General features: G+C 70.5%; 11 protein-coding genes. 6 read left to right on the top strand and 5 right to left on the bottom strand.

Annotation, left to right across the window (positions count from 1 at the left end; all coding sequences use genetic code 11):
- Positions 1 to 8: 8 nt before the first annotated feature.
- The 4 genes from HEP85_RS17555 to HEP85_RS17540 form a co-directional block, all read right to left on the bottom strand.
- Positions 9 to 896 carry an S-methyl-5'-thioadenosine phosphorylase gene (locus HEP85_RS17555; protein WP_248001967.1) on the bottom strand — a complete coding sequence of 296 codons (888 nt, stop codon included), beginning with the start codon at positions 894 to 896 and terminating at the stop codon, positions 9 to 11.
- Positions 897 to 986: 90 nt separating this feature from the next.
- Entirely contained in the window at positions 987 to 1310 is a 324-nt protein-coding gene (locus HEP85_RS17550) for an FmdB family zinc ribbon protein (RefSeq protein ID WP_168528586.1), read from the bottom strand.
- Positions 1311 to 1378: 68 nt separating this feature from the next.
- Positions 1379 to 2641 (bottom strand): MFS transporter, encoded by a 1263-nt coding sequence (locus HEP85_RS17545; protein ID WP_168528585.1) that lies wholly within the window; start codon positions 2639 to 2641, stop codon positions 1379 to 1381.
- A gap of 265 nt (positions 2642 to 2906) precedes the next feature.
- Complete coding sequence (locus tag HEP85_RS17540; RefSeq protein WP_168528584.1) at positions 2907 to 4442, bottom strand: potassium/proton antiporter; 1536 nt, start codon at positions 4440 to 4442, stop codon at positions 2907 to 2909.
- A gap of 225 nt (positions 4443 to 4667) precedes the next feature.
- Between HEP85_RS17540 and HEP85_RS17535 the strand changes: the two genes are divergently transcribed.
- Positions 4668 to 7442 (top strand): penicillin acylase family protein, encoded by a 2775-nt coding sequence (locus HEP85_RS17535; RefSeq protein WP_168528583.1) that lies wholly within the window; start codon positions 4668 to 4670, stop codon positions 7440 to 7442.
- A 117-nt stretch (positions 7443 to 7559) separates the two neighbouring features.
- Here HEP85_RS17535 and HEP85_RS17530 read toward each other — a convergent pair whose 3' ends face one another.
- A complete protein-coding gene (locus HEP85_RS17530; protein ID WP_168528582.1) occupies positions 7560 to 8135 on the bottom strand; it encodes a 5-formyltetrahydrofolate cyclo-ligase in 576 nt (191 codons plus the stop codon).
- A 132-nt stretch (positions 8136 to 8267) separates the two neighbouring features.
- Between HEP85_RS17530 and galU the strand changes: the two genes are divergently transcribed.
- From galU to HEP85_RS17505, 5 genes are all read left to right on the top strand, one after another.
- Positions 8268 to 9179: a UTP--glucose-1-phosphate uridylyltransferase GalU gene (gene galU / locus HEP85_RS17525; RefSeq protein ID WP_168528581.1), complete on the top strand. Its 912-nt coding sequence runs from the start codon at positions 8268 to 8270 to the stop codon at positions 9177 to 9179.
- The gene (glp, locus tag HEP85_RS17520; RefSeq protein WP_168528580.1) at positions 9176 to 10501 is read left to right on the top strand and encodes a gephyrin-like molybdotransferase Glp; all 1326 of its coding nucleotides are present in this window, start codon (positions 9176 to 9178) and stop codon (positions 10499 to 10501) included. The genes galU and glp overlap by 4 nt, the downstream gene beginning before the upstream one ends.
- A 96-nt stretch (positions 10502 to 10597) precedes the next feature.
- The gene (moaC, locus tag HEP85_RS17515; protein WP_168528579.1) at positions 10598 to 11077 is read left to right on the top strand and encodes a cyclic pyranopterin monophosphate synthase MoaC; all 480 of its coding nucleotides are present in this window, start codon (positions 10598 to 10600) and stop codon (positions 11075 to 11077) included.
- The gene (locus HEP85_RS17510; protein WP_168528578.1) at positions 11074 to 11586 is read left to right on the top strand and encodes a molybdenum cofactor biosynthesis protein B; all 513 of its coding nucleotides are present in this window, start codon (positions 11074 to 11076) and stop codon (positions 11584 to 11586) included. Before moaC ends, HEP85_RS17510 begins: the two co-directional genes overlap by 4 nt.
- A gap of 26 nt (positions 11587 to 11612) precedes the next feature.
- Positions 11613 to 12221 carry a GNAT family N-acetyltransferase gene (locus HEP85_RS17505; RefSeq protein ID WP_248001966.1) on the top strand — a complete coding sequence of 203 codons (609 nt, stop codon included), beginning with the start codon at positions 11613 to 11615 and terminating at the stop codon, positions 12219 to 12221.
- The last annotated feature ends 77 nt before the right edge of the window (positions 12222 to 12298 follow it).

Here is a 12298-nt window from a genome sequence, read left to right as displayed (position 1 = left end):
GCCGACGGTCACGGCAGTTGGAACCCCGGGTCCATGCCCCCCATCGCCGTCGTGCACAGGCAGTCCCGCGTTCCGTTCTCCGGCAGCCCCGCCACCACGTCGAACAACACGCTCCGCAGCCGGTCCACGTTGGCCGCGAACACCTTGAGGACGTCGTCGTGCGAGACGCCCTCGCCGGCCTCCGCGCCCGCGTCCAGGTCGGTGACCAGGGTCAACGACGTGTAGCAGAGCTCGAGTTCACGGGCGAGCGCGGCCTCGGGATGGCCGGTCATGCCCACCACGGACCAGCCCTGCGCCTGATGCCACAGCGACTCGGCGCGGGTGGAGAACCGCGGCCCCTCGACCACCACGAGCGTGCCGCCGTCCACCGGCTCCCAGTCCCGCCCGCGCGCCGCCTCCAGAGCGGCCTTGCGGCCGACGGGGCAGTAGGGGTCGGCCAGCGACACGTGCACCACGTTCGGCACCGTGCCGTCCGGCAGCGGCAGTCCGTCGAAGTACGTCTGCGCCCGCGCCTTCGTCCGGTCGACCATCTGGTCCGGCACGAGCAGCGTGCCCGGCCCGTACTCGGGGCGCAGACCGCCCACCGCGCAGGGCCCGAGGATCTGCCGGGCGCCGACAGACCGCAGCGCCCACAGGTTGGCCCGGTAGTTGATGCGGTGCGGAGGCAGATGGTGGCCGCGGCCGTGGCGTGGCAGGAAGGCGACCCGTCGCCCGGCGATCTCGCCGAGGAACAGGGAGTCGCTGGGCGGCCCGTAGGGGGTGTCCACCTGTATCTCGGTCACGTCGTCGAGGAAGGAGTAGAAGCCCGAGCCGCCGATGACGCCGATCTCGGCCACGCCGGGCACCTGCTTTCCGGCCGGGTTCACTGGATTCACGGGGTTCACGGGGTTCTCCATGAACCGCACCCTAGCCGGGCCCGAGGCACACCGAAGACCCTGCCGTCGCTGACGGCAGGGTCCGGTAGGAATCGCGTCCCGGGGGGCGGACTACGCGGCGGAGCTGCTGCTGGACGAACCGCTGCCCGACGACTTCGACTCCGACGACGACGAGGTCGTCGATGACGATGACGAAGAAGACGACGACGCCGGTGAGGACGTCGACGGCTTGGACGCCGGCGAGCTGGTCGACGAGGAGCCGCGGCTGTCATTGCGGTAGAAGCCGGAGCCCTTGAAAACAATGCCGACGGCCGAGAACACCTTCTTCAGGCGGCCACCGCAGTTGGGGCACTCGGTCAGGGCATTGTCGGTGAACTTCTGCACCGCCTCGAGGCCCTCGCCGCACTCGGTGCACTGGTACTGGTAGGTCGGCACTTGTCTTCCTCCTGGCACTCTCACTCAGTGAGTGCTAACGACGGTCCATAGTGACGTATTCCGAGAGATCAGTCCACTGTCACCGGCACTCGGTGACCGACGCCACGTGCGACGGTGCGGCCGGCGGGTCGTGTCCCGAGCCGTGAACGCAGGGCCACCAGGGTGACCAGCGCCAGGGCCGTACCGCCCATCGGCACCAGGAATCCGGCGCCGTCCCACAGGCGGTCCTCCATCTGCCCGGCCACCGTGACGGCCGCGGCCTGGCCGAGGGCGACGGCGCCGGTCAGCCAGGTGAAGGCCTCGGTGCGGGCACCGGCCGGCACCAGTCCCTCGACCAGGGTGTAGCCGGTGATCAGGGCCGGAGCGATGCACATCCCGACCAGGAGTCCGATGCCGATGAGCACGGCCACCGAGTGGGCGGTCCACAGCCCGGAGGCGGTGAGCGTCAGGGCGGCGTACCCGATGACGAGACGGCGCCGCGGGGCCACCTTCCAGGCGATGGCGCCGCAGGCGACGCCCGACAGCATGTTGCCGGCGGCGAAGACGCCGTACAGGACACCGTTCATGCCGGGCTCGCCGATGGACTCGCTGAACGCGGCGAGCGAGACCTGCATGCCGCCGAAGACGGAGCCGATGCCCAGGAAGGTCACGATCAGTACGCGCACCCCGGGGATCCGCAGCGCGGAACCGTGCTCCACGCGCGCGTGGCCCTCGCGGGCGGTGGCGGGCTGGGTGCTCTTCTGCGCGGCGAAGAGAAGGCCGCCGAACAGGGTCAGCGCGGCCTCGGTCAGCAGGCCCGCGGCCGGGTGCACGGTGGTGCACAGGGCGGTCGCGACCAGCGGGCCCAGGACGAAGGTCAGCTCGTCCGTGACGGACTCGAAGGCCGCCGCGGTGCTCATCAGGGGCGAGTCCTGGAGTTTCACGCCCCAGCGGGCGCGGACCATGGGCCCGATCTGAGGCACCGAGGCGCCGGTCGGCACGGCGGCGAGGAAAAGGGCCCACAGGGGGGCGTCCGACAGGGCCAGGGCGGTCAGGCAGAGGGCGGCCAGGACGTGCACCAGGACGCCGGGCAGCAGGACGGCCCGCTGCCCGTGACGGTCGGCGAGACGGCCGGTGAAGGGAGCGAACAGCGCCATGGAGACGCCGGTGGCCGCGGCGACGGCGCCGGCGGCCCCGTACGAGCCGGTGGTGTGCTGGACGAGGAGCACGAGGGAGATGGTCAGCATCGCGAACGGCTGGCGTGCCGCGAAACCGGGAAGCAGGAACGTCCAGGCGCCGCGGGTGCGCAGCAGCTGTCCGTACCCGGGGCGGGAGGTGACCGTGGATGCCACGGCCCGTGCCTTTCTGCCGCCTGGTAGCGCGCCCGTGCGGGGGCGCCGAGAGCTGTCCTCTTGCGCGGAACTGCGGTAGATGCCGCGCCGCCCCCTGCAAGGGCACCGCGACCGCCATACGGTCGCGCCAGCTCTGCGTCAGGCAGAGTTGGTTCGATCAAAGTATGCCTTCATGGTACAGGGGGAGAGGCGGGCGGTGCCTGTGAAAACGAGCACCACCGCACCGCTGGCCTGTGAATGCGCAACGGGGTGGATTTCCGCCGTCTCAGCGTCCGCTGCCGCCGCCCAGGGGGCCCAGCCAGTCCGCCAGCTTGCCGCCCTGGCCTACCGCGCGCAGTCGTCGCTCGGCCGCGTCGCGGACCGGGTCGGTGGCCACCACCAGCAGTTCGTCGCCGCGCCGCAGCACCGTCGTGGGCAGCGGTACGAAGGAGGTCCCTTCGCGTACGACGAGGGTGACGGCGGCGCCCGCGGGCAGGCGCAGCTCGGCCACCTCGACGCCGTGCATGCGTGACCCCTTGGGGATCGCCACGGACAGCAGATGTCCCCGCAGCCGCTCCAGGGGTGCCGATTCGATGCCGAGGTCGGCGGGGCCCGTGGACTCGCCCAGCCGCAGCGTGCGGGCCAGCCAGGGCAGCGTGGGCCCCTGGACGAGGGTGTAGACGACGACCAGGACGAAGACGATGTTGAAGATCCGGCGGCTCTCCTCGATGCCGCTCACCATCGGAATGGTCGCCAGGATGATGGGCACGGCGCCGCGCAGCCCCGCCCAGGACATCAGCGTCTGCTCCTGCCAGGGGATGCGGAAGGGCAGCAGGGCGGCGAAGACGCTCAGGGGCCGGGCCACCACGGTCAGCGCCAGGCCGATGACGAGCGCGGGCCAGATGTCGTCGCCCATCTCGTGCGGCGTGACCAGCAGGCCGAGCAGGACGAACATGCCGATCTGGGCGATCCAGCCGAGTCCCTCGGCGAAGCCCCGGGTGGCGGGCCAGTGCGGCAGCTTGGCGTTGCCGAGCATCATCGAGGCGAGGTACACGGCGAGGAAGCCGCTGCCGTGCGCGAGGGCGCCGGCCGCGTAGGCGGTGACGGCGATCGCCATCACGGCGATCGGGTAGAGGCCGGAGGCGGGCAGGGCCACGTGCCGCAGGCCCCAGGAGCCGAGCCAGCCGACCGCGAGTCCCATGGCCGCGCCGATGGCCAGCTCCAGGGCTATCTCTCCCACCAGCACGTACCAGTGCTCCACGGGGCCCGCCGTGCTGAACGCGACGACGAGGATGACCACCGGGGCGTCGTTGAAGCCCGACTCGGCCTCCAGGACGGCCGTCACCCGGGAGGGGAGGGGGACCTTGCGCAGCACCGAGAAGACCGCCGCGGCGTCCGTCGAGGACACCACCGCGCCGATGATGAGCGCCTGCCGCCACTCCAGGTCGATCAGGTAGTGGGCGGCGGTGGCCGTGACCCCCACGCTCACCGCGACGCCGACCAGCGCCAGCGAGGTGGCGGCCGGAAGGACCGGTTTGATCTCCTTCCACTTCGTGCCGAGGCCGCCCTCGGCCAGGATCACGACCAGGGCCGCGTATCCGATGACCTGGGTCAGCTCGGCGTTGCTGAAGTGGATGTCGCCGACGCCGTCCTGGCCCATGGCCATGCCGATGCCCAGGTAGACGAGCAGGCTGGGGAGCCCGCTGCGCGAGGAGATCCGAACCGCTGCCACCGCGACGAGCAGGACGAGCGAGCAGACGAGCAGGAGCTGGTTGAGGTGGTGGACAGTCAGCGGCCGTTCCCTTCTCGCCGATCCGGGCACGGGGTCCGAGCAGGTCGATCCGAACGCCGGAAGTCGGTACAGCGGTCCAAGTACTTCGTTACCTTACCTAACTCTTGACGCTTTCTTGACGCTCCCGGGGCCGAGATCAAACGCTCGGCCGTCCGGGTACCCGACTCCGCGTCAAGGCGCGGTGGGCCCTGCGCCTATGGTTGCTCCAGCACTCCAGGACCGCCTGCCGCTCGCGTTAGGACAGCAAGGACAGCGATGCCCCCGAACACCACCGCCTCTTCCGGCCAAAAGCCCGGCAAGTCCGGCAGGAAGAAGGGGCGCCGCGCCCGTCTGATCCTGATCGTCCTGGTTCTGGCCCTGATCGGGGGCGTGGCCTACGGGGGGTACTGGGGAGTCAGCACCGTCCGTGCCTCCTTCCCGCAGACCAAGGGCTCGCTCACGCTCGAAGGGCTCTCCGGGCCCGTCGACGTGAAGCGGGACGGCTACGGGATTCCCCAGATCTACGCGTCCTCGGACACGGACCTGTTCATGGCCCAGGGTTACGTCCAGGCGCAGGACCGGTTCTACGAGATGGACGTGCGCCGGCACATGACCTCGGGCCGGCTGTCCGAGATGTTCGGCAAGGGCCAGGTCAAGAACGACGAGTTCCTGCGCACGCTGGGCTGGGACCGGGTCGCCAAGAAGGAGTACGACACCAAGTTGTCGGCCTCCACGAAGAAGTACCTGCGGGCGTACGCCAAGGGAGTCAACGCCTACCTGAAGGGCAAGGACGGCAAGGACATCTCCCTGGAGTACGCGGCCCTCGGTTTCACCAACGACTACAAGCCCCAGGAGTGGACCCCGGTCGACTCGGTGGCCTGGCTCAAGGCGATGGCCTGGGACCTGCGCGGCAACATGCAGGAGGAGATCGACCGCTCCCTGATGACCAGCCGCCTGGGCCCGAAGCAGATCGCCGACCTGTACCCGGATTACCCGTACGGCCGGAACAAGACGATCACGCAGGAGGGCGCGTACGACAGTGTCACGCAGTCGTACGTCCAGAACGGCTCGACGACCACGGGCGGCACCGGGCAGTCGACGGCGGGCACCGGGCTGGCCGGCGACACGACGGCGCCGGGGGGTCTGCAGAGCCAGCTCTCCAAGCTCTACGACGTCCTCGACGACGTGCCCACGGCCGTCGGGGTCAACGGCAACGGCATCGGTTCCAACTCGTGGGTCGTGTCGGGCGGACGCACCATCACCGGCAAGCCGCTGCTGGCCAACGACCCGCACCTGTCGGCCTCGCTGCCCTCGGTCTGGTACCAGATGGGCCTGCACTGCACCGCGGTCTCCAGCAAGTGCCCGTACGACGTCTCCGGCTACACCTTCGCGGGCATGCCCGGCGTGATAATCGGCCACAACCAGAACATCGCGTGGGGCATGACCAACTCCGGGGTCGACGTCACCGACCTGTACCTGGAGAAGATCACCGGGAACGGCTACCAGTACGACGGCAAGGTGCTGCCCTTCACCACCCGCAAGGAAACGATCAAGATCGCGGGCGGCGGCAGCAGGACGATCGTCGTGCGCACCACCAACAACGGACCTCTGCTGTCCGACCGCGACGACGAGCTGGTCAAGGTCGGCAAGAAGGCCACCGTCGACGCCGCGGCGCCCGACCGCGGCGACGGCTACGCCATCGCGCTGCGCTGGACCGCCCTGGACCCGGGCACCTCAATGGACGCCGTCTTCCGGATCGACAAGGCGTCGGGCTGGGACGAGTTCCGCAAGGCGGCCCAGTCCTTCGAGGTGCCCTCGCAGAACCTGGTCTACGCCGACGGCAAGGGCCCCAAGGGCCACATCGGCTACCAGCTGCCCGGCAAGATCCCGATCCGCCCGAAGGGCGACGACGGTTCGCTCCCCTCGCCCGGCTGGGACCCCAAGTACAGCTGGACCGGCAACTACATCAAGCCGTCCGAACTGCCCTACGAGTTCGACCCGAAGCGCGGCTACATCGTCACCGCCAACCAGGCCGTCGTCGACAAGGACAAGTACCCCTACACGCTCACCACGGACTGGGGCTACGGCGCGCGCAGCCAGCGGATCACCGATCTGATCAAGACGAAGACCGACGGCGGCGGCAAGATCTCGACCGACGACATGCGGCAGATGCAGCTGGACAACAGCAGCGAGATCGCGAGCAAGATCGTGCCCAAGCTGCTCAAGCTGGACGTCGCCGACAAGAACGTCCGCGAGGCGCAGAAGCTCCTGGAGGGCTGGGACTACACCCAGGACGCCGACTCCGCGGCGGCCGCGTACTTCAACGCGGTCTGGCGCAACATCCTCAAGCTGGCCTTCGGCAACAAGCTGCCCAAGGAGCTGCGGGTCAAGGGGCAGTGCCTGTACGTCGATCCGGTCGACACCACCGGTCCCGCGGACGACGACCGGAAGGTCCTCGAGTGCGGTCAGCGCGACGCCGACCAGGCGCAGCCGGACGGCGGCGACCGCTGGTTCGAGGTGGTCCGCAAGATCATCGACGACGAGCACAACGACTGGTGGAAGGCGCCCAAGACGCGCCTCGACAAGGCGATCGACACCCGTGACGAGCTGTTCGTACGGGCCATGAAGGACGCCCGCTGGGAGCTGACCGCCAAGCTCGGCAAGGACCTCGACACCTGGAGCTGGGGCCGGCTGCACCGCCTGTTCCTGAAGAACCAGACCCTGGGCACCGAGGGCCCCGCCTTCCTGAAGTACATGCTCAACCGCGGCCCCTGGAAGCTCAGTGGCGGCGAGGCGACGGTCAACGCGACCGGCTGGAACGCCGCGGGCGGCTACGGAGTGGTCTGGGTGCCGTCGATGCGGATGGTGGTCAACCTCGACGAGCTCGACAAGTCGAAGTGGATCAACCTCTCCGGAGCGTCCGGGCACGCGTACAGCGCGCACTACACCGACCAGACGGACAAGTGGGCCAAGGGCGAGCTGCTGCCGTGGGCCTTCTCGCCGAAGGCGGTCGAGAAGAGCACGAGCGACACCCTGGTGCTCAAGCCGTGAGGCGCTGACGGCATCCGCGGAAGGGCCCTCCACGCACGCGTGGAGGGCCCTTCCGCGTCACACGGGGACTCCGAGCCGGGGTCGCCACGAGCCAGGCCGGGGTCGCCACGGGGAACGTCACCGGAAGCGGCGAACCCCCGAAGGCGTCACCACCGCGTGCACCGGACGGTCGTGCGGCTCCCGCGGCACGTCCTCGACGACCTCGGTGTCGTACAGGAGCACCACCAGGGCCGGATCCGTCCCCGCGCGCTCCAGGCGGGCCAGCACGCGGTCGTACGAGCCGCCGCCGCGCCCCAGCCGCTGTCCGCGCCGGTCCACCGCCAGGCCGGGCAGCAGGACGGCGTCGGCCTCCTGGACGGACTCGGGGCCCAGGCGCTCACCCGCGGGCTCCAAGAGGGCCATCCGGCCGCCGTGTTGGACGCGGGTGAGGGAGCCCTCGCCCGCGTAGGCGCCCCAGTCCAGGTCGTTGTCGGCCATGAGCACCGGCAGCAGGACGCGCACACCGCGGGCGTGCAGCGCGTCCAGGAGCGCGAGGGTGCCCGGCTCGCTCCCCACGGACACGTACGCGGCCACCGTGCGCGCGTGCGCCAGCTCCGGCAGCTCCAGTGCGCGCAGGGCCAGGGCCTCGGCGGTCTCCCGCAGGTCACCGGCTGTCAACCTGCTTCTCACCGCCAGGAATCCTTGGCGCAACATTCGCTTGTCAGGCTCGGCCTCACGTCCGGCGTGATGCACAGATCGCTCCCCGTGGTTCCTTATGTGCTCATATGAGAGCCAACTGACCGGAGCCACAGATTCTGCTCATAGGCACCGGATATGGTTACGGGCATGACTGAGTCGCACCCCAGGATCAGCAAGGCTGTCATCCCTGCAGCAGGCCTCGGCACCCGGTTCCTTCCGGCCACGAAGGCCACTCCCAAAGAGATGCTGCCGGTCGTCGACAAGCCGGCGATCCAGTACGTGGTCGAAGAGGCCGCGTCGGCGGGTCTCGACGACGTCCTCATGATCACGGGACGCAACAAGCGCCCCCTCGAGGACCACTTCGACCGCAACTACGAGCTGGAGTCGGCCCTCCAGAAGAAGGGCGACGCCGGGCGGCTCGCCAAGGTCCAGGAGTCCAGCGACCTCGCGACCATGCACTACGTGCGCCAGGGCGACCCCAAGGGTCTCGGCCACGCGGTCCTGTGCGCGGCCCCGCACGTCGGCCACGAGCCCTTCGCGGTGCTCCTCGGCGACGACCTGATCGACCCCCGCGATCCCCTGCTCGCCCGCATGGTCGAGGTCCAGGAGCAGCACGGCGGCAGCGTCATCGCGCTCATGGAGGTCGAGCCCGAGCAGATCCACCTCTACGGCTCCGCCGCCGTGGAGACCACCGGTGAGAGCGACCTGGTCAAGGTGACCGGCCTGGTCGAGAAGCCCGACCCGGCCGACGCGCCCAGCAACTACGCGATCATCGGACGCTACGTCCTCGACCCCCACATCTTCGACATACTGCGCAAGACCGAGCCGGGCCGCGGCGGCGAGATCCAGCTCACGGACGCCCTCCAGCAGCTCGCCGCCGACGAGAAGGTCGGCGGCCCGGTGCACGGCGTCGTCTTCAAGGGCCGCCGCTATGACACCGGGGACCGCGGCGACTACCTGCGTGCCATTGTCAGACTCGCGTGCGAACGTGAAGACCTGGGCCCGGACTTCCGGACCTGGCTTCGCAGTTACGTAGCCGAGGAGATGCAGGGATCTTGAGCAGCACTGCCGCCGCCCGCACCACCGGCCAGGACCGTCTCTGGTCGGTGGACGACCACCTGGAGGACATCCTCGCGACCGTCCGCCCCCTCGAACCCATCGAGCTGCAACTCCTCGACGCCCAGGGCTGCGTCCTGGTCGAGGACGTCACGGTGCCGGTCTCCCTGCCGCCGTTCGACAACAGCTCGATGGACGGGTACGCGGTGCGGGTCGCGGATGTCTCGGGCGCCGGTGAGGAGTATCCGGCGGTCCTCACCGTCGTCGGCGACGTCGCGGCGGGCCGGTCAGAGCCGCCGCACGTGGGTCCGGGGCAGGCCGCCCGCATCATGACCGGCGCCCCGCTGCCGCCCGGTGCCGAAGCCGTCGTCCCGGTGGAGTGGACCGACGGAGGACTCGGCGAGGGTCCGGTCTCCGGGATGCGCGCCCACAGCGCCGCCCCCGAGGGCGCCTCCGGCCAGGTGCGGGTGCACCGCCCGGCCGAAGCGCGCGCCCATGTGCGCGCGAAGGGCAGCGACGTGCGGGCGGGCGACCTCGCCCTCGCGGCGGGTACGGTCCTCGGTCCCCCGCAGATCGGCCTGCTGGCCGCGATCGGCCGCGGCACCGTCCGCGTGCGGCCCCGCCCGCGGGTGGTGGTCCTGTCCACCGGCAGCGAACTGGTCCAGCCGGGCGAGCCGTTGGACACCGGCCAGATCTACGACTCGAACAGCTTCGCCCTGTGCGCCGCCGCCCGCGACGCCGGGGCCATCGCCTACCGCGTGGGCGCGGTCGCCGACGACGCCGAGACACTCCGCTCCACCATCGAGGACCAGCTCATCCGCGCCGACCTGCTGGTCACCACCGGTGGCGTGAGCGTCGGCGCGTACGACGTCGTCAAGGAGGCCCTGTCCTCGGTGGGCGACGAGGACGAGGCGGGCGCCGGCGTCGACTTCCGCAAACTCGCCATGCAGCCCGGCAAGCCCCAGGGCTTCGGGTCCATCGGCCCCGACCACACCCCGCTGCTCGCCCTGCCGGGCAACCCCGTGTCGTCGTACGTCTCCTTCGAACTGTTCGTCCGCCCCGCGATCCGCACGCTCATGGGTGTGGACGACGTCCACCGCCCCACCGCCAGAGCGACCCTGGAGACCGAGAAGGCGCTGACCTCGCCCCCGGGGCGCCGGCAGTTCCTGCGGGGAACGTACGAGGACGGCAGGGTGACACCCGTCGGCGGGGCCGGATCCCACCTGGTCGCGGCCCTCGCGCACGCCGACGCGCTGATCGTCGTGCCCGAGGACACCACCTCGGTCGAGCCCGGCACCGAGGTCGAAGTGGTCCTCCTCGGCTGACCCGGCCGGAGCCAGGGAGGGTCCTGCCCGGCTGCCCGTGCCGAGTTGGCGGTACCGTGTCGCGCACAACAGGCCCGACCGGGAGCGCTGCCGCACATGAGTACGCAGGACCGACTGACCCACATCGACGAGGCGGGTGCCGCCCGCATGGTCGACGTCTCCGGGAAGGACGTGACCGCGCGCACCGCCCGCGCCAGCGGCCGTGTCCTGGTCTCCCCCCGTGTGGTCGAACTGCTGCGCGGCGGGGGAGTGCCCAAGGGCGACGCCCTGGCCACCGCGCGCATCGCGGGCATCATGGGCGCCAAGCGCACCCCGGACCTCATCCCGCTGTGCCACCCGCTGTCGGTGTCGGGCGTCAAGGTCGACCTGTCGGTCGCGGACGACGCCGTCGAGATCCTCGCCACCGTGAAGACCACCGACCGCACGGGCGTCGAGATGGAGGCCCTCACCGCGGTCAGCGTGGCGGCCCTGACCGTGATCGACATGGTCAAGGCGGTCGACAAGGGGGCGGTCATCACGGACGTACGGGTCGAGGAGAAGACAGGCGGCAAGTCGGGCGACTGGAGCCGGTCATGACGTCACCGTCGTACCGCGCCCTCGTGGTCACCGCCTCCAACCGGGCCGCCGCGGGTGTCTACGCGGACCGGGGCGGGCCCCTGATCGCCGAGGGGCTCACGTCGTACGGCTTCACCGTCGACGGCCCCCGGGTCGTGCCCGACGGCGACCCCGTGGAGGCGGCGCTGCGCGCCGGCGTCGAGGCCGGTTACGACGTCATCGTGACCACCGGTGGCACGGGGATCTCGCCCACCGACCGGACGCCCGAGGCGACCCGGCGCGTAGTGGATCATGAGGTGCCGGGCATTCCTGAGGCGATCAGGGCGTTCGGCAGAGAGAAGGTCGCGACGGCGGGGCTGTCCCGTGGGCTCGCCGGAGTCGCGGGACGGACGCTGATCGTCAACCTGCCGGGTTCCACCGGCGGGGTGAAGGACGGTCTGGCCGTCCTCGAGCCCTTGTTGGTCCACGCCGTGGAGCAGATCCGCGGCGGCGACCACCCCAGACCCAGCGGCAGTGGGGGTGCGAGCTGAACAGCCCGTCCTGGCCCGTCGAGCTGGTGGACGGCGATGTCGTCCTCCGGCCGATAAAGGTGCGCGACCAGCGGGCCTGGCGTGAGGTGAACCGGCGCAACCGCGACTGGCTGCGGCCCTGGGAGGCGACCATTCCGCCCCCCACCCCCAGCGGGCCGATAGCGCACCGGCCGACCTACCGGCAGATGGTCCGCCATCTGCGCGCCGAGGCGAACGCGGGCAGGATGCTGCCCTTCGTGATCGAGTACCAGGGCCGTCTGGTGGGCCAGCTGACCGTCGCCGGGATCACCTGGGGCTCGATGTGCTCGGGGCACGTCGGCTACTGGGTGGACCAGGCGGTGGCGGGGCGCGGGGTGATGCCGACGGCCGTGGCGCTGGTGACCGACCACTGCTTCCGCACGGTCGGGCTGCACCGTATCGAGGTCTGCATTCGCCCGGAGAACGGCCCCAGCCGCCGCGTCGTGGAGAAACTCGGATTCCGTGAGGAAGGGCTCCGGCCGCGTTATCTCCACATCGACGGGGCCTGGCGGGACCATCTCGTCTTCGCGCTCACCGCGGAAGAGGTGCCCGAGGGGCTTCTCGGCCGCTGGCAGCGGGCACGCTCTCAGAACCGGAGCAGGCCGAGTACCCAGTAAATGAAATGCGTGTTCGAAATTGATCGGTCGGCGATCACCTCGGAACCATCTCGGGGCGATCTCGGTGTCTCTCGGTG

Source organism: Streptomyces sp. RPA4-2, assembly GCF_012273515.2.
Taxonomy (GTDB): domain Bacteria; phylum Actinomycetota; class Actinomycetes; order Streptomycetales; family Streptomycetaceae; genus Streptomyces; species Streptomyces kaempferi.
Note: the sequence above shows the minus strand (reverse complement) of the source record. Positions and strands in the feature narration are given on the sequence as shown.

What these genes read in the sequence shown, in the direction of transcription:
- HEP85_RS17555 (WP_248001967.1), bottom strand. Translation starts at nt 896, where the DNA reads ATGGAGAACCCCGTGAACCCCGTGAATCCAGTGAACCCGGCCGGAAAG.
- HEP85_RS17535 (WP_168528583.1), top strand. Translation starts at nt 4,668, where the DNA reads ATGCCCCCGAACACCACCGCCTCTTCCGGCCAAAAGCCCGGCAAGTCC.
- HEP85_RS17530 (WP_168528582.1), bottom strand. Translation starts at nt 8,135, where the DNA reads ATGTTGCGCCAAGGATTCCTGGCGGTGAGAAGCAGGTTGACAGCCGGT.
- galU (WP_168528581.1), top strand. Translation starts at nt 8,268, where the DNA reads ATGACTGAGTCGCACCCCAGGATCAGCAAGGCTGTCATCCCTGCAGCA.
- moaC (WP_168528579.1), top strand. Translation starts at nt 10,598, where the DNA reads ATGAGTACGCAGGACCGACTGACCCACATCGACGAGGCGGGTGCCGCC.
- HEP85_RS17510 (WP_168528578.1), top strand. Translation starts at nt 11,074, where the DNA reads ATGACGTCACCGTCGTACCGCGCCCTCGTGGTCACCGCCTCCAACCGG.